This is a genomic window from Bartonella japonica (genome assembly GCF_040545385.1).
Classification (GTDB): Bacteria; Pseudomonadota; Alphaproteobacteria; order Rhizobiales; family Rhizobiaceae; genus Bartonella; species Bartonella japonica.
Window position 1 is genome coordinate 165,830 of sequence record NZ_JBEPLT010000001.1, and the last position, 17,565, is coordinate 183,394.

Below are 17,565 nucleotides of genomic sequence, written 5' to 3' on the forward strand. Positions count from 1 at the left end.
AACAGTCTTTAAAAGGAGATCAACGCACAATGAAGAAAAACATCCTCATTATTGGTGCTGGAGGTGTTGCACAAGTTGTTGCACATAAATGTGCTCAAAACAACGATATTCTCGGTGAAATCCATATTGCTTCACGAACGCTCAAAAAATGTGAGGCCATCATTGCTTCCATTAAGGAAAAAAACACAATGAAAAAACAGGGCGTTTTTAAAGGACATGCACTTAATGCAATGAATGTAGAAGAAACTGTGAAACTTATCCAAAAAACAAAATGTGAAATCGTCATCAATGTTGGATCGGCTTTTCTTAATATGTCTGTTCTTTCAGCTTGCATAGAAACCAAATGCGCTTATATTGATACTGCAATTCATGAGGACCCTTTAAAAATTTGTGAAACTCCTCCTTGGTATGGCAATTATGAATGGCCTCGACGTCAAGAATGCGAAAAAGCTGGTATAACTGCTATTTTAGGTGCTGGCTTTGATCCAGGTGTTGTTAATGCTTATGCAGCATTAGCACACAAATGCTATTTTGACACGATTACCGATATTGATATTATTGATATTAATGCCGGAAGCCATGGACGTTGGTTTGCCACAAATTTTGATCCAGAAATTAACTTTCGTGAATTTACAGGGCAAGTATGGTCTTGGCAAAATAAACAATGGGTTTCCAATAAAATGTTTGAAGTCAGCCATGAATGGGATCTCCCTGTTGTCGGAAAACAGAAAGCCTACATGACAGGACATGATGAAATTCATTCATTATCCAAAAATCTTGATGTTCAAAATATCCGCTTCTGGATGGGTTTTGGTGAACGTTATATCACTGTTTTTACCGTTTTAAAAAATCTTGGACTCTTATCAGAACAACCCATTAAAACAGCAGAAGGACAAGAAGTTGTTCCTTTAAAAGTTGTAAAAGCTGTCTTACCCGATCCAGCTTCTTTAGCACCAGATTACACAGGAAAAACTTGTATTGGAGACCTTATTAAAGGCGAAAAAGATGGAAAACCAAGAGAAGTGTTTATCTACAATATAGCCGATCACAAACAGGCTTTTAATGAAACTGGAGCACAAGGAATTTCTTATACTGCCGGTGTCCCAGCAGCAGCAGCAGCCCTCCTTATTGCTAGCGGCGAATGGGATGTTAAAACCATGGTTAATGTAGAAGAACTACCACCACATCCTTTCCTAAAATATCTCGATCATATGGGGCTACCTACCTATATAAGAGAACAACAAGAAGAGAAAAAATTACAATTTTAACTTATTCTCTATATAGCTAGCAATATATATAAGCCGTCCCTAGAAGGGCGGTTTTATATTTTTATATATATAACAATAAACAATCAGTAACTTAAAAAAAGCAAAAATACTTTATTTAAATACCAAAAATAAAGCAGAAAAAGATAGCTTATATTTCTTCAAGAAGTGCCATGGAGTGCCAAACTAGCACCCCTCTTGACATCAGACTCAGAACCTTAAATATGAAGTGGCTTAGCGAATGTTGCTAAAGCTGCTTCGCGCACTGCTTCTGATAAAGTAGGATGCGCATGACAACAACGTCCTAGATCTTCTGATGAACCACCAAATTCCATTAAAACGGCAATTTCATGGATCATTTCACCAGCACCAAACCCAAGAATATGCCCTCCTAAAATCCGATCTGTCTTTCTATCAGCAAGGATTTTAACAAATCCCTCACTTTTTTGCATTGCCCTTGCACGACCATTAGCCATGAAAGGAAATTTTCCAACATTATAATCAATACCGGCAGCTTTAAGTTCTTCTTCTGTTTTTCCTACACTAGCAATTTCCGGCTGTGTATAAACAACACTGGGAATGACATCAAAATTAACATGCCCCTTTTGACCAGCCAAAATTTCAGCTACAGCGACACCTTCTTCTTCCGCCTTATGCGCCAACATCGGCCCTTTAACAACATCACCAATCGCATAAATTCCTGGAATATTAGTCTGCCAATGCGCATCAATGGCAATAAAGCCACGCTCATCCAACATAACACCAACCTCTTCCAAACCAAGACCCTCCGTATAGGGAGAACGTCCAGTAGCAATAAGTACAACATCAGCCTCTAAAGTTTCAGATACACCATCTTTAACAGCTTCAAAAGCTACCTGAGCTTTTGAACCAGATCGCGTAATAGCTGTTACTTTTGTACCAATCTTATATTCAATGCCCTGTTTTTCCATTAACTTTTGAAATTGCCGTGAAATTTCACCATCCATCGATCCTAAAATTTTATCTAGATATTCAATAATAGTGACTTTAGCACCTAAACGGCTCCAAACAGAGCCAAGTTCTGAACCAATAACTCCAGCACCAACGACAATCATACGCGTTGGTACTTTTTCAAGAGCAAGTGCTCCCGTAGAAGATACAATTACCTTTTCATCAATTTCAACATTCACTCTTGGGATTCCAGCACTTTCTGAACCTGTAGCAATAATAATATTCTTTGTTTCCACGGTTTGTGAATTACCATCCCTAGCTACAACTTCAATTTGACCTGCGCCTAAAATCTTGGCTTTACCCAAAAAAGTGTCAATTTTATTCTTCTTCATTAAAAAAGAAATACCACTCGTATTAGCAGTTACAACAGCTTTCTTATGAGCCATCATCTGTTCAAGATTAAGCTTAGATTTGCCAATCAAAATACCAAGTGTTTCAAAACCATGCTGTGTTTCAGCAAAGATTTCCGAAGCATGCAACAATGCTTTAGAAGGAATACAGCCAACATTAAGACATGTCCCACCTAGTGTCATTCCTTTTTCAATAATTGCTGTTTTAAGCCCCAATTGTGCCGCCTTTATTGCTGCAACATAACCACCTGGACCAGCACCAATCACCACCACATCATAAGACATCCGTTTTTCCTTTCATCCTGAAAATTGTACTTTTACAAGTCAAGAACAAGGCGTTCCGGATCTTCTAAACTTTCCTTAACGCGTACAAGGAAAGTCACAGCTTCTTGCCCATCTACAATACGATGATCATAAGAAAGTGCCAAATACATCATGGGACGGATTACAATTTGCCCCCCCACAACCACTGCCCGCTCTTTAATCGCATGCATTCCCAAAATACCAGATTGTGGCGCATTCAAAATTGGCGTAGACATTAGTGATCCATAAACTCCCCCATTGGTTATGGTGAAAGTTCCACCTTGCATATCAGAAACAGCTAATTTTCCATCACGAGCAAGACGCCCCAAACGACCAATCTCTTTTTCAATTTCTGCAAGAGACATCTGATCTGCATTACGTATCACTGGAACAACAAGCCCTTTATCTGTTCCAACAGCAATCCCAGCATTAACATAGTTTTTGTAAATAATATCTGTTCCATCAATTTCTGCATTAACAGCAGGAAGCTCCTTTAATGCATGACAAACAGCTTTGGTAAAAAATCCCATAAATCCAAGTTTAACACCATGTTTTTTTTCAAAAACATCTTTATAACGCTTGCGCAAATCCATCACAGCAGACATATCAACTTCATTAAATGTGGTTAACATTGCCGCTGTATTTTGTGCATCTTTAAGACGACGAGCAATTGTTTGACGCAATTTTGTCATACGAACTCGCTCCTCATGTATTTCCTGAACAGGAACAGTAGAAGAACTGGATACAGAAGTAGAGCGCGTTATAGATCTAGCAGGAGCAGATTCTTTTGTTCCCTGTGTCAACACATTTAAAACATCTTCTTTAAGAATTTGTCCACGTTTTCCAGAACCTGAAATATCGCTTTTTTCAATATTATTTTCCGCCATCATTTTTGCAGCCGAAGGTGAAGAAGGCATTGTATCACTTGAAGAAGACTGCCTCAATTCAGATGGAGCAGCAAACACAAGCGTATTAGAAGACGGCACCGATTTGGAAACACCTGATGCTCCAGCCTCAACCATCCCTAAGAGCGCATTAACTTTAACCGTATCGCCTTCTTTTGCAATGATTTCAGATAATTTTCCTGCAACAGGTGAAGGAACCTCAACTGTTACCTTATCGGTTTCTAATTCAATCAGGGGCTCATCTACAGCAACAACATCACCAAGATTTTTAAACCATTTTCCAACAGTCGCTTCGGTAACCGATTCGCCCAAAGTAGGAACACGAATTTCAGTAGTCATAATATTTTTCCATACATCAGAGTAGTCATAAATTAAGAGCCTAACGCGTCCTCAAGAAACGCAGCAAGCTGTTCAAGATGTTGCACCATCAACCCAGAAGCTGGTGATGCACTTGCAGGACGCCCTGCATAACGTGCACGTGAATGTTGCGCATTAATATGCGTCAAAACCCATTCTAAATAAGGCTCAATAAATGACCAAGCCCCCATATTTTTCGGTTCCTCCTGACACCAAACAACTTCTGCCTGCAAAAAGCGTGACAACACCTCCACCAAAGCTTTTGCAGGAAAAGGATAAAGCTGTTCAACACGAAGCAAATAAACATCATAAATACCCCTTTTTTCACGCTCTTCATAAAGGTCGTAATAAACTTTACCCGTACAAAGAACAATACGACGAATTTTATTGTCTCTCTGCAATTTAGTAACAGAATCTTTGAGACATTCGGCATCATCAAGCAGCAAACGACGAAAACTTGTTTCTGGTCCCATTTCATTGAGAAAAGAAACTGCTTTCTTATGGCGTAAAAGTGATTTTGGTGTCATTAAAATCAATGGTTTACGGAAATCACGTTTAATTTGCCGACGTAAAATGTGAAAATAATTTGCAGGGGTCGTACAATTAGCAACCTGCATATTATCTTCCGCACAAAGTTGTAGGAAACGTTCCAAACGCGCTGAAGAATGTTCTGGTCCTTGCCCTTCTAAACCATGAGGCAACAAACATACAAGACCAGACATGCGAAGCCACTTACGCTCTGCAGATGAAATAAATTGGTCAAAAATAACCTGCGCACCATTAGAAAAATCACCAAATTGCGCTTCCCAAAGCGTTAATCCTCGTGGTTCAGCAAGGGAATACCCATATTCGAAGCCAAGAACGGCTTCTTCAGAAAGCATCGAATTAACAACTTCATAAAATGCCTGTCCTTTTTGCAAATTATTTAAAGCGATATAGCGTGCTTCATTTTCTTGATCGTAAAGAACAGAATGGCGTTGAGAAAAAGTTCCACGTTCAACATCTTCACCGGAAAGACGAACCGGAGATCCTTCTAAGCAAAGCGAACCAAAAGCGAGCGCTTCAGCTGTTGCCCAATCAACACCTTCACCAGTTTCAAAAATCTTAGCACGATTGTTCAAAAAACGTTGAATGGTTTTATGAACATGAAAGTTTTCTGGAATTGCAACAAGTTTTCGACCAATTTCCTTTAAAGTTTTTAACTCAACTCCTGTCTTTCTACTATGTTGCTCACCAGTATTGCTTGAAGATCTAAACCCCGTCCAGTTTCCATCAAGCCAATCAGCCTTGCTAGGTTTATAAGAAACACTTGCTTCGAACTCACCTTCAAGTTTATCGCGCCAGAGCTTTTTTTTCTGTTCAATTTCTTCTGCAGCAATCACCCCTTCTGCTACCAACTGATCACCATAAAGCTGAAGCGTCGTTTTGTGACTACGGATAGCCTTATACATAAGTGGTTGTGTAAAGGAAGGCTCATCGCCTTCATTATGTCCATAACGACGATAACAGAACATATCAATAACCACTGGCTTATGAAAAATTTGTCGAAATTCTGTCGCTATTTTTGCAACAAAAACAACAGCTTCAGGATCATCACCATTCACATGAAAAATGGGAGCATCTATCATTTTTGCCACATCTGATGGATAAGGTGAAGAACGAGAAAAGCGTGGATCTGTCGTAAAACCAATCTGATTATTAATAATGACATGAACAGAGCCAGCAACACTGTAACCTTTCAGTCCCGAAAGTCCAAAAGTTTCCTGAATAACTCCCTGCCCTGCAAAAGCAGCATCACCATGAATCAGCAATGGCAAAACTTTTGAACGCTCCGCTAATGGAATTTCATCACTATGCATAACTTCCACAAGCTGATCTTGTTTAGCACGTGCCTTTCCGATCACAACTGGATCAACAATCTCAAGATGAGATGGATTGGCTAAAAGTGATAAATGAACTTTTTTACCATCAAATTCAAGATCCGTCGTAGTTCCCAAATGATATTTAACATCACCTGATCCCTCTACATCATCAGGCTTATAAGATCCTCCTTTGAATTCATGAAAGATAGCCCGATGTGGCTTTGCAAAAACTTGTGAAAGAACATTTAAACGACCACGGTGTGCCATTCCTAAAACAATTTCCTGCACTCCCAAAGCACTACTGCATTTGATAATCTGTTCAAGTGCAGGGATCAGTGCTTCACCACCATCAAGACCAAAACGCTTTGTTCCTTTATATTTTACATCTAAAAACTGTTCAAACCCTTCCGCCTCAATAAGCTTATTAAGGATAGCTTTCTTATCTTTCTGAGAAAATGCAATATGCTTATCTGGTCCTTCGATACGCTCTTGAAGCCACACTTTTTGAACAGGATCAGAAATATGCATATATTCCATACCAATTGTTGAACAATAGGTACGATTGAGGATTTCAAGCATTTGCGGAATAGTCGCATATTCCAACCCTAAAACATTATCAATAAAAATGGGGCGCTCATAATCAGCAGGAGTAAAACCATAAGCTTCTGGGGAAAGTTCCTTATAATCTTCAAGTTTTTCTGCCAGCTCAAGAGGATCAAGACGAGCATGAAGATGCCCACGTGCGCGAAAAGCACGAATCATCATGAGAGCATGAACAGAATCGCGCGTAGCTTGAATAATATCCTGTTCCCGAAGAGAAGTTGTTTCTTTTTGCGAAGCTTCGGTTACTGCCTTTTCTTTTAATTTATCACCAATACGCTTTTCAAGACCAGACCAATCTCCATCAAGAGCAGAAACTAACTCACTATTTGCTTTTAATGGCCAATGATCGCGTTGCCATGTTGCCCCTTTAGCGTTCTTGAGAATATCTTCTTTTTTATCATGAAGATTTTCAAAAAAAGTGCGCCATTGTGAATCTACACTGGTAGGATCTTTTTCATATTCGGCATAAAGCTGATCTATATAATCCGCATTTCCACCATACAGAAACGACGTTTGTGCAAAAAGACTATTTATTTCGTCTTGCCTTGCCATATACCTCTCCGGAATACCTATTCCGTCTCCTTATATTTCTTTTCAACCTTCAAATATTTGCAAAGCAAACAAAAATCAAAAAGTTCAAAAACTTATCTTTTTCTATCCATTATTTCATCAAAATAAGAATATACCCTTATTAAGATGAAGCTTTTTACCCTTTTAAAACTGTCATCAAGGTCTTACCTATCTGTGATGGTGAGGGAGAGACCCGAATCCCAGCGGATTCCATTGCAGCAATTTTATCTTCTGCCCCACCTTTACCGCCAGAAATAACAGCACCAGCATGACCCATTGTACGCCCTGGAGGAGCTGTACGACCAGCAATAAATCCAACCACAGGTTTTTTACGACCTTTTTTTGCCTCATCTTGAAGGAACTGTGCAGCTTCTTCTTCAGCACAACCACCAATTTCACCAATCATAACAATAGATTGAGTTTCATCATCGGCTAAAAACATTTCCAACACATCAATAAACTCAGTTCCCTTAACTGGGTCACCACCAATACCAATAGCTGTTGTTTGCCCAAGACCTTCACAACTTGTTTGAAAGACAGCTTCATAAGTTAAAGTTCCCGAACGCGAAACAACCCCAACAGAACCTTTTCTAAAAATAGAACCTGGCATAATACCGATCTTACATTCATTTGGTGTAAGAATACCAGGACAATTAGGACCTATGAGACGTGATTTTGATTTTTCTAATCTCGCCTTTACCCTCACCATATCCATAACGGGAATACCTTCTGTAATACAGATAATCAAACTGATCTCAGCATCAATAGCCTCTATAATAGCTGCCGCTGCCCCCGCAGGAGGAACATAAATAACGGAAGCATCCGCACCTGTCTTTTCTTTTCCTTCCGCGACACTGGCAAAAATAGGAAGAGTTTCTCCTTTTGAGCCCTCCCATGTCTCGCCACCCTTTTTAGGATTGACGCCACCAACCATTTGCGTACCATGATAAGCAAGCGCTTGTTCTGTATGAAACGTTCCTGTTTTCCCTGTAAGACCTTGAACTAGAACTTTTGTATCTTTATTCACAAGAATCGACATAACTTAAGCTCCCTTTACGGCTGCAACAATTTTTTGAGCAGCATCATCTAAATCATCAGCGGGAATAACATTCAAACCACTGTCACTGATAATTGCTTTACCTTGCTCAACATTTGTACCTTCAAGACGCACAACCAGAGGAACCTTTAAACCAACTTCCCGAACAGCAGCAACGACACCTTCAGCAATGACATCACAACGCATAATGCCACCAAAAATATTGACCAAAATACCCTTAACATTTGGATCAGCAGTAATAATTTTAAAAGCAGCTGTGACTTTCTCTTTTGAAGCCCCACCACCAACATCAAGAAAATTTGCTGGTTCAGCTCCATAAAGCTTAATGATATCCATTGTTGCCATAGCAAGACCTGCACCATTGACCATGCAACCAATTGTACCTTCAAGAGCAACATAAGCAAGATCATGTTTTGATGCTTCTATCTCTTTCGGATCTTCTTCTGAAGTATCGCGCAGTTCTACAATGTCTGGATGACGAAACAAGGCATTATTATCAAAAGAAACTTTCGCATCAAGAACACGCAAATGACCATTTTCCATCACAATAAGCGGATTTATTTCAAGAAGACTCATATCTTTTTCACAAAATACCTTATAAAGAATTGGGAAAAGTTTTTCACCATCTTCTCGTGCACTATCACGCAATTCTAGCGCATCACAAAGCTTTGTACAATCAGCAGAAGTAACCCCTTGTTCAGCATCAATGGCGAGGGTTAATATCTTTTCTGGTGTTTCTTCAGCAACCGTTTCAATATCCATTCCCCCTTCTGTTGAAACAACGAAAGCCACCTGACCAACCGTACGATCAACCAAAAGTGAAAGATAAAGTTCTCTCTCGATATCAGCACCATCCTCAATATAAAGGCGATTGACTTGCTTACCCTCTGGACCAGTTTGTTTGGTTACCAAAGTTTTACCGAGCATTTCTTGAACGTTCGCAACAACTTCTTCAACAGATTTTGCAAGCCGAACACCACCCTTTGCATCAGGATCAAGTTCTTTAAACTTTCCTTTACCACGTCCACCAGCATGTATCTGACTTTTAACCACATAGAGTGGACCAGGCAATTTCTTTGCCCATGTCTCAGCTTGCTCTACAGAATAAACGGCAACACCATTTGCAACCGGTGCTCCATATTCATGAAGCAAACGTTTGGCCTGATATTCATGGATATTCATGTATTTGTCCTTTTCTTTTATGGATTACTTTATAAATCTTTAAATCCTAATATTTTAAATACTCTGTTTTAATAAACAAAAAATTCCCCAATTTATTTAAGAGCAGGTACAAGAGCGATACAAGCCTCACAAAGATTCTTAACTGCACTTACTGAATGCTCAAAAGCATTTCTTTCTTCTTTATCAAGGTCAATTTCGATGACCCGTTCAACGCCGCCTGCACCAAGTACAACGGGAACACCAACATAGGTATCATTAACCCCGTATTCCCCTGAAAGATAGGCCGCTATAGGAACAACACGCTTAGTATCCTTTAAATAGGCTTCAGCCATAGAAACCGCAGAAGCTGCTGGTGCATAAAAAGCAGAGCCTGTTTTTAGTAAACTAACGATTTCTGCACCACCATCACGGGTTCTTTGGATAATTTGATCAATTCTTTCCTGTGTAGTCCAGCCCATTTTCACAAGATCAGGCAAAGAAATACCACCAACTGTTGAATAACGTACTAAAGGCACCATTGAATCACCGTGCCCTCCTAAAACAAACGCCGTCACATCTTTAATAGAAACCTTAAATTCCTCAGATAAGAAATAACGAAACCGTGCTGAATCAAGAATCCCAGCCATACCAACCACTTTATGTGTAGGAAAACCTGAAAACTTCTGCAATGCCCATACCATTGCATCAAGGGGATTGGTAATACAAATAACAAATGCTGAAGACGCATATTTTTTGATCCCAACACCAACTTGTTCCATCACTTTTAGATTAATGCCCAAAAGATCATCACGGCTCATACCAGGTTTTCTCGCAACACCTGCTGTTACAATAACGACATCAGCTCCCTCGATTGCCTCATAAGCATTTGCACCTTTCAAACTGATGTTAAAACCATCAACGGGTGAAGATTCGGCAATATCGAGAGCCTTACCCTGTGGCATACCTTCCACAATATCAAATAAGACAACATCACCAAGTTCTTTAAATCCAATAATATGTGCTAAAGTGCCACCAATCATACCTGAACCAATGAGAGCTATTTTTTTTCGTGCCATTTTATTTTTCCTAACATTAGAAAACTCAGCATGTATTTACCAGTACTTGTATATTAAATACTTTTTTAACCTTAGCCATAACAATATCTTCAAAAGAAGATAAGGATGAAATTCACTAAATTTCTTGACTTCACAGAAGTTATAATCCTCCAAGGAATATACTATTAGAAAATTACTATGATGTATCGATAAAGTGAATTTTTTAAAAATACAATAGAATTATTACACTTCTTTTAAATTCAAAGAGTTATTACTTTTGCAATTTATGTGAAGTGAAACTATAATCAATTTTTTTCCTTCAAAAGAAAACGTTTTTCCCAAAATTTCAAATAATCTTGACTTTGCATCTCGAAAAGGCGCGATTGTGTTCTCTGAAATTCAAATGTTTCAGAAGTTTGCGCATTCCCCTTATATAAATCTTCAAGTTTTACCGCCGCTGATATAAATAATCTTATGTGACGTTCATAGAGAACATCAATAAGCAAAATAAACCGCTTTGTTTCATTGCGACTTGTATCATCCATTACCGGTACATTATCAACAAAAATCGTATGATAGTGTTCTCCTAAGACTAAATACTCAGCCGCTGACAAGGATTTTGCACATAAATCTTGATAATTAAAGCGTGCACACCCCGCTCCAGTCCGTGGAATATGAAGAAGACGCCCTTTTATAAGAAGTTCATCAGATGTTTCCCTTTGTCCTTGCAGCACCAGCGTCCACGCTTGATCCATAGATTTATTTGCTTCCAATCCTAGTGGCGTTATATACACATGTTGTAGATTAGATTTTTCAAGACGATAATCTGTTTTTACATCAAGATTAATGACGTGAACATGTGCTTTCAAAGTTCGAATAAAAGGCAAAAAAAGCTCTCGATTTAAACCATTATAATAAAGATTGTTAGGCGCAACATTTGAAGTTGCAACAAAGAAAACCCCTTTCTCAAATAAAGCCGAGACAAGGCGACCAAGTATCATCGCATCAGCAATATCTGTTACGCTAAATTCATCAAAACAAAGGACTTGGGCTTCTCGTGCAAGATCTTCAGCGACAGCTAAAATAAGATTATCTTGCCTAGCTTTTGCACGTGTTGATGCCTGACGATAAACATTAATGCGCTCATGGATATCTGCCATAAAATCGTTAAAATGGGCGCGTTTTTTACGATTTTGCGGCAAGCAAGAAAAAAACAAATCCATCAGCATGGTTTTGCCACACCCGACTTTTCCGTAAATATACAATCCCTGAAAAAAACTATCTTCATCACCTTGCTTTGAAACAGTAGAAAAAGTTTGTTTTTTTCTCTTAAAGAAATGCAAAAATTCCCAAGGACGAGAAACATTTTGCTCAGAAATTTTTTGTAATAAACGATCAAAATGCTTTGTTAAATCCAATTGAGCCGGATCCAAATTAATTTCTTTTTTGCAGACCAATTCTTTATAACGCGTTGAAACCAAAGTCATCCAAACAACCTTTTTTCAAACCGTTTTCAATGAGAATACATATTTTCTTCATAAACTTGTACATGATTATAAATGACCCCTAATGATCTAACGTCTTAAAGAAACTGGATAACCATCAAGTGTTTTCCCTTCAAAGAGATTAAGATCGTTGGAATGAAGCACAACTATAATACGTCCTGATTTATCATAGAAATATAGTCTTTTTCCTCTAATATCCCAAGAATTTACTTGGGAAACGATTCCTGGACAGTGCAAAGGACCCGCCCGATACCCTTGACCAAATTTTGTTTGTGGTGTTGCAATTCGACAAGATTTACCACCCATAGAAAGATTCCATACCCCAGCAATACTTGCAGGAAATAAATCAACAGCATTGTCTGGCAGTTCAAAATTAGCCATTTGTCCATCACTCTGAACTTCTCCTGTCTCATACATTGAAGCATATGCCGCTTCAGATACAGAAGAGGATGGATCAGACATAACTTCAAATGTCGATATTTGTTGAACGGGATAAAAAACTTCTAATGCATCGCCACTATTATTCCGCGATGTTAAACATCCCGCTAAAAATGTTACAGTTGATATTACAACAAAAAATGATTTTTTTGAAAATGACATATCTATACTCTCTCCCATCATAATAAATAAGCCAACTTAAAGTTAAGCGGTAAACATTTATTATATGGTATTTTACAAAGATAAATTAACAAATACGAAAAACAGCGTGAAAATTGCCTATTTTAAACAATATAATTTTGCTACCCGTTTTATATTTATTAAACACTAGAAATTTACAAGATTTTCAGCCATATATTCTTTTGTGGGTAATCACTAAAAAATAGAGAAACTTCATGAAAACGCCATTCAGCAAAATGAACGGTCTTGGAAATAAAATTATTGTCGCTGATATGCGTGAAAGCACACATACACTTACACCGCAAGCAATTCTCGCCTTAGCAGCTGATCCTCAAACATCTTTTGATCAAATTATGACTATTCACCCACCACTTCAAAATGAAAACGATTTCCGCCTTGAAATATGGAATTCTGACGGTTCAATAGCCAATGCTTGCGGCAATGGAACCCGCTGTGTTATTGCGTGGCTTACAGACAATAACCTTGGTGATTTTTTTCGATTGGAAACGCCCGCTGGAATTATCGAAGGTAAACGCCAAACCGATAATCTCATCTCTGTGGACATGGGATGCCCAAATTTCAATGCCAAAGATATGCCTGTTTCACGTGAAATAGTCGATACCAATCACGTAGAAATTACTGCTGGTCCTTTAAAGGATGCTTCCCTTGTATCGGTTGGCAATCTCCATGCTATTTTTTTTGTTGAGAGTGATATTCAACATATTCCATTAGAAAAATATGGACCACAGCTTGAATATGATCCTCTTTTTCCAGAACGATGTAATATTTCTATAGCTTGCATAACGTCAAAGAAAAGCCTAAATTTGCATACATGGGAACGAGGTGCTGGATTAACTCAAGCATGTGGGAGTGCTGCTTGTGCGAGTGCAGTAGCTGCCTATCGACGTAGACTCATCACAAAACGCCATATCGATGTGGTTTTACCAGGGGGAACACTGAATATTTTTTATCGAGAAGACAACCATATTATCATGACAGGCCCATCCCAATATGAGTTTAGTGGTTTTTTAAACCCTTTAACAGGGAGCTACAAAAAGGATCACGTTTAATGGCAGTAGAAATTGTAACGTTTGGTTGTCGTCTAAATAGCTATGAATCAGAAATTATACGCAAAGAAAGTATGTCTTCTGGTCTCGATCAACTCAAAGATGGTGCTATTATATTTAATACCTGCGCAGTTACTGCCGAAGCTGTACGACAAGCAAAACAAGCTATCCGCAAAGCAAGACGTGAAAATCCTCATGCTCGCATTATTGTGACAGGATGTGCCGCACAAACAGAAGCACAAAATTTTGCTTCCATGACAGAGGTAGATCTTATTTTAGGAAATGAAGACAAACTTCATGCACATTCCTATCGTCAACTTCCAGATTTTGGTATCAACCATTCCGAAAAATTGCGTATTAATGACATTATGGAAGTACAGACAATTGCTCCTCATATGGTAAGTGCAATGGAAGAGCGCACACGAGCCTTTGTACAGGTACAAAATGGATGCGACCATCGCTGTACATTTTGCATTATCCCCTATGGACGAGGACCATCACGCTCAGTTCCCATGGGTGCTGTCATTGAACAAATTAAAAAGATCATAGATAATGGCATTCAAGAAGTAGTTCTGACAGGTGTTGACCTTACAAGCTATGGTCACGATCTCCCAGGGAAAGCGACTCTCGGAAAATTAACCTCCGCCATTTTGCAGCATGTTCCTGATTTACCTCGCTTACGCCTTTCATCGATCGATTCTATTGAAGCAGATGAAGAACTTATCAATCTTTTAGCCTATGAAAAAAGGATCATGCCACATTTGCACTTATCCTTGCAAGCTGGCGATAACATGATTCTAAAAAGAATGAAACGTCGTCACTTACGCGAAGATGCAATTCAATTTTGCCAAGATCTGCGTGCTAAACGCCCAACAATGGTTTATGGTGCTGATTTAATTGCTGGTTTTCCGACTGAAACAGAAGAAATGTTCCAAAATAGTCTTTCTTTGATCAATGATTGTTATTTAACCCATCTCCATGTCTTTCCTTTTAGCCCAAGAGAAGGAACCCCTGCCGCACGAATGCCACAAATCAATCGTAGAGTAGTAAAAATGCGGGCAGAAAGATTACGCAAAGCAGGGGAAGTGGCTTATCAAAAACATCTTGCTCATTTACAAAATAGTCAGCAAACAATCCTCGTTGAAAAAGATGAGATTGGACGAACAGAAGATTATACTCTTACACAAATCAAAGGTGCGAAAGCTGGAACAATTGTTCAAGCCCTTATCGTTGGCCATGATGGTGATAAATTAATTGCTGTTCTCCCTAAATTAAACGCAGCTTGAGCAGGAACACCTTATGACAAAATCTTTTATCAAAAAAATATTCTCTTTTAACAAATCTAAAGAACGGGAAATGGAACAAATTTCCACTTCTTCTGGAACTGATATAAAAAAAGAAAGCGAATATAAAAGCAAAAATACGAAAAACAATCACGTCTCAGTAAGTATAGAAAAAAATCAAAACACAACGCCTGCAGGATGTGATGAGAAAAATCCACCTTTTGAGCCACACTCCGATAAAGTATCACACTCAGGTAAAGTAATTGTAGCAGATACAGTTCGTGAAAAAAAGATTGAAGAATTCTTACCTATATCATCTGTTGAACAAAAAAAGACAGCATGGTTTGGACGCCTTAAAGAAGGTTTATCTCTTTCTTCACAACGTTTAAGCGGATCAATTAGCGATCTCTTCGTCAAAGGAAAACTTGATGAAGACATATTACAAGGACTAGAAGATATTCTTATTCAGGCTGATCTTGGTGTAGAAACAGCTACGCGCATTACTGATATCTTGGCTTCTAATCGCTATGAGAAGAATTTATCTCCAGATAACATTCATACCATTGTCTCTGATGAAATAAGAAAAGTTTTAGAACCCGTTGCGATACCATTAGAACTTGATCTCAATCATAAACCTCACGTTATTTTAATGGTTGGTGTAAATGGTACAGGAAAAACAACAACTATTGGAAAACTTGCAGCGAAATTCACCGCAGGTGGATTAAAAGTTATGTTAGCTGCTGGTGATACATTTCGCGCTGCTGCTATTGAACAATTGCATATTTGGGGTGAACGCACAGGATCTCCCGTTATTTCAACAAAATTAGGTGCAGATGCTGCAAGCTTAGCATTTGATGCTTATGAAAAAGCGAAAAAAGAAAACAGTGATATATTGATTATTGATACAGCTGGACGTCTACAAAATAAAACTGAGCTTATGGATGAATTAGCAAAAATTATTCGCGTCTTAGGCAAACATACTCCCGAAGCTCCCCATACAGTGCTTCAAACACTTGATGCAACCACTGGACAAAATGCACTTAACCAAGTGGATATTTTCCGTGATACTGCTGGCGTTAATGGTTTAGTCATGACAAAACTCGACGGTACCGCACGAGGAGGAATTCTTGTTGCCATCGCATCCAAATACAAATTGCCTATTTATTTTATAGGTATAGGAGAAAACATCGAGGATCTCCAACCTTTTTCAGCTACTGATTTTGCAACAACCATCGCAGGAAAACACGTATGAAAAAATCTTCTTTGAAGTCTAATTCTTATAACAATCCCAATTTGAAAAATATCAATAAAAGTCAAAAATCGAATTTTTCACCAACCGTTAAATTTCTCTTGGAATTTGGACCATTAGTCGTATTTTTTCTGGCCAATTATAAAGGTAACTGGTTGTTAAATAATATTGGACTTTTTAAAAATTTTAGTAAGCCTATTTTTCCTGCAACCGCTATTTTCATGGTGACTATTGTAATTGCTCTAAGTTTATCATGGATTCTTGCACGAAAAATTCCCATAATGCCTCTTATTTCAGGAATCTTTGTTCTAGTCTTTGGATTTTTAACTCTTTGGCTTCACAATGATGTCTTCATCAAAATGAAACCAACAATTATTAATAGTTTATTTGCGCTCATCCTCTTTTGTGGTATGTGTTTAAAAAAACCATTCTTACGTTATGCCTTTGATTCTACTTTAAAACTTGATGATTTAGGATGGGAAAAATTAACCTATCGTTGGGCATTTTTTTTCGTTTTTCTTGCTCTTTTGAATGAAGTCATTTGGCGAAATTTTAGCGATAATTTTTGGACCAACTTTAAAGTATTTGGCATCATGCCCATAACAATTCTATTTACGATTACCCAAATGCCCCTTATCCTTAAACACTCAAAGGGACTTTTTACAGAAGAGAACAAATCTGATTCTTAAATATAACACATACATAACTATAAATTATTTTGCAGATTTATTGCTGCACACTGTTCGTGGAGAAAAGATACGTTAACTGAACAATTCATATGTCGAAAAGATAATTTTAGTGTACTCATTCATCATCACGACTATATAGAAGCGTTACTGGAGTTAAAACAAGTTTATAAGGTTGTTGTTATTGGACCAGAAGCAGAGAAAGAAAAGATTTATCATTTTGATCAAGCACTTCGTCAATCTGATCAATCTGATGATTTTTTTCCTTGTCACATGCTCGATTTTAGTTCTTTCAATACTCAGTCATACTTTAGGCGTATTATCCTATTATCTTTCTGAAGAAGGTATTCTTTTTTCTCAGATGTAGAGACACCTTTTTGAAAGAACACCAGCACAAATGCTAAATTTTTAGAGAGAGATTCGTTAACTATCGATGAATTGTGGGCATAATATACAACAACAACGCTCTTTTTGCATTGATCATTGATCCAAAGACTTCACCAAAAGGTAGAAGATGTTTTTTGCTGCGCACAAAAAAATGCTATAATTTCACTTGTCACTTTAAGGAAAACAAACTCTTTTCTTCGTCGAAATGGTAATACAGTGAAAAAATCTTACAATGAAAGTAACTGATGAAAAATTTTTTCCTAAATTAGAAAAAGAAAGGATGATTTTTAAC

General features: G+C 38.0%; 13 protein-coding genes and 1 pseudogene. 6 read left to right on the forward strand and 8 right to left on the reverse strand.

The window, feature by feature from the left end; genetic code table 11:
- Positions 1–29: 29 nt before the first annotated feature.
- On the forward strand, positions 30–1,268 hold the full coding sequence (locus ABID39_RS00760) for a saccharopine dehydrogenase family protein (RefSeq protein WP_354185049.1): 1,239 nt from the start codon (positions 30–32) through the stop codon (positions 1,266–1,268).
- A 215-nt stretch (positions 1,269–1,483) separates the two neighbouring features.
- Here ABID39_RS00760 and lpdA read toward each other — a convergent pair whose 3' ends face one another.
- From lpdA to ABID39_RS00800, 8 genes are all read right to left on the reverse strand, one after another.
- Positions 1,484–2,890: a dihydrolipoyl dehydrogenase gene (gene lpdA / locus ABID39_RS00765; RefSeq protein WP_354185051.1), complete on the reverse strand. Its 1,407-nt coding sequence runs from the start codon at positions 2,888–2,890 to the stop codon at positions 1,484–1,486.
- 32 nt (positions 2,891–2,922) lie between these two features.
- Positions 2,923–4,152, reverse strand: a complete 1,230-nt coding sequence (gene odhB / locus ABID39_RS00770; protein WP_354185053.1) for a 2-oxoglutarate dehydrogenase complex dihydrolipoyllysine-residue succinyltransferase — start codon at positions 4,150–4,152, stop codon at positions 2,923–2,925.
- A gap of 32 nt (positions 4,153–4,184) precedes the next feature.
- Positions 4,185–7,187 carry a 2-oxoglutarate dehydrogenase E1 component gene (locus tag ABID39_RS00775; protein ID WP_354185055.1) on the reverse strand — a complete coding sequence of 1,001 codons (3,003 nt, stop codon included), beginning with the start codon at positions 7,185–7,187 and terminating at the stop codon, positions 4,185–4,187.
- A gap of 154 nt (positions 7,188–7,341) precedes the next feature.
- On the reverse strand, positions 7,342–8,244 hold the full coding sequence (gene sucD, locus ABID39_RS00780; RefSeq protein WP_354185057.1) for a succinate--CoA ligase subunit alpha: 903 nt from the start codon (positions 8,242–8,244) through the stop codon (positions 7,342–7,344).
- A gap of 3 nt (positions 8,245–8,247) precedes the next feature.
- Positions 8,248–9,444, reverse strand: a complete 1,197-nt coding sequence (sucC, locus tag ABID39_RS00785; RefSeq protein WP_354185059.1) for an ADP-forming succinate--CoA ligase subunit beta — start codon at positions 9,442–9,444, stop codon at positions 8,248–8,250.
- A 92-nt stretch (positions 9,445–9,536) separates the two neighbouring features.
- Positions 9,537–10,499, reverse strand: coding sequence for a malate dehydrogenase (gene mdh, locus ABID39_RS00790; protein WP_354185061.1), 963 nt, complete (start codon positions 10,497–10,499; stop codon positions 9,537–9,539).
- A gap of 284 nt (positions 10,500–10,783) precedes the next feature.
- Entirely contained in the window at positions 10,784–11,965 is a 1,182-nt protein-coding gene (gene zapE, locus ABID39_RS00795; protein ID WP_354185063.1) for a cell division protein ZapE, read from the reverse strand.
- 87 nt (positions 11,966–12,052) lie between these two features.
- Positions 12,053–12,583 carry an AprI/Inh family metalloprotease inhibitor gene (locus tag ABID39_RS00800; RefSeq protein ID WP_354185065.1) on the reverse strand — a complete coding sequence of 177 codons (531 nt, stop codon included), beginning with the start codon at positions 12,581–12,583 and terminating at the stop codon, positions 12,053–12,055.
- 233 nt (positions 12,584–12,816) lie between these two features.
- On the opposite strand from ABID39_RS00800, the gene dapF reads away from it, so the two are divergent.
- From dapF to ABID39_RS00825, 5 genes and pseudogenes are all read left to right on the forward strand, one after another.
- On the forward strand, positions 12,817–13,671 hold the full coding sequence (dapF, locus tag ABID39_RS00805; protein ID WP_354185067.1) for a diaminopimelate epimerase: 855 nt from the start codon (positions 12,817–12,819) through the stop codon (positions 13,669–13,671).
- The gene (gene mtaB, locus ABID39_RS00810) at positions 13,671–14,954 is read left to right on the forward strand and encodes a tRNA (N(6)-L-threonylcarbamoyladenosine(37)-C(2))-methylthiotransferase MtaB (protein ID WP_354185069.1); all 1,284 of its coding nucleotides are present in this window, start codon (positions 13,671–13,673) and stop codon (positions 14,952–14,954) included. Before dapF ends, mtaB begins: the two co-directional genes overlap by 1 nt.
- Before the next feature lie 13 nt (positions 14,955–14,967).
- Positions 14,968–16,203, forward strand: coding sequence for a signal recognition particle-docking protein FtsY (ftsY, locus tag ABID39_RS00815; RefSeq protein ID WP_354185071.1), 1,236 nt, complete (start codon positions 14,968–14,970; stop codon positions 16,201–16,203).
- On the forward strand, positions 16,200–16,889 hold the full coding sequence (locus tag ABID39_RS00820) for a septation protein A (protein ID WP_354185073.1): 690 nt from the start codon (positions 16,200–16,202) through the stop codon (positions 16,887–16,889). The genes ftsY and ABID39_RS00820 overlap by 4 nt, the downstream gene beginning before the upstream one ends.
- Before the next feature lie 39 nt (positions 16,890–16,928).
- Positions 16,929–17,564: pseudogene (locus tag ABID39_RS00825) on the forward strand (hydroxyacylglutathione hydrolase).
- Position 17,565: the final 1 nt, after the last annotated feature.

Excerpts from the sequence above, each read along its gene's own strand:
- mtaB (WP_354185069.1), top strand. The coding sequence starts at position 13,671 with ATGGCAGTAGAAATTGTAACGTTTGGTTGTCGTCTAAATAGCTATGAA.
- sucD (WP_354185057.1), bottom strand. The coding sequence starts at position 8,244 with ATGTCGATTCTTGTGAATAAAGATACAAAAGTTCTAGTTCAAGGTCTT.
- mdh (WP_354185061.1), bottom strand. The coding sequence starts at position 10,499 with ATGGCACGAAAAAAAATAGCTCTCATTGGTTCAGGTATGATTGGTGGC.
- zapE (WP_354185063.1), bottom strand. The coding sequence starts at position 11,965 with ATGACTTTGGTTTCAACGCGTTATAAAGAATTGGTCTGCAAAAAAGAA.
- lpdA (WP_354185051.1), bottom strand. The coding sequence starts at position 2,890 with ATGTCTTATGATGTGGTGGTGATTGGTGCTGGTCCAGGTGGTTATGTT.
- dapF (WP_354185067.1), top strand. The coding sequence starts at position 12,817 with ATGAAAACGCCATTCAGCAAAATGAACGGTCTTGGAAATAAAATTATT.
- ABID39_RS00800 (WP_354185065.1), bottom strand. The coding sequence starts at position 12,583 with ATGTCATTTTCAAAAAAATCATTTTTTGTTGTAATATCAACTGTAACA.
- ABID39_RS00820 (WP_354185073.1), top strand. The coding sequence starts at position 16,200 with ATGAAAAAATCTTCTTTGAAGTCTAATTCTTATAACAATCCCAATTTG.
- sucC (WP_354185059.1), bottom strand. The coding sequence starts at position 9,444 with ATGAATATCCATGAATATCAGGCCAAACGTTTGCTTCATGAATATGGA.
- ABID39_RS00775 (WP_354185055.1), bottom strand. The coding sequence starts at position 7,187 with ATGGCAAGGCAAGACGAAATAAATAGTCTTTTTGCACAAACGTCGTTT.
- ftsY (WP_354185071.1), top strand. The coding sequence starts at position 14,968 with ATGACAAAATCTTTTATCAAAAAAATATTCTCTTTTAACAAATCTAAA.
- ABID39_RS00760 (WP_354185049.1), top strand. The coding sequence starts at position 30 with ATGAAGAAAAACATCCTCATTATTGGTGCTGGAGGTGTTGCACAAGTT.
- odhB (WP_354185053.1), bottom strand. The coding sequence starts at position 4,152 with ATGACTACTGAAATTCGTGTTCCTACTTTGGGCGAATCGGTTACCGAA.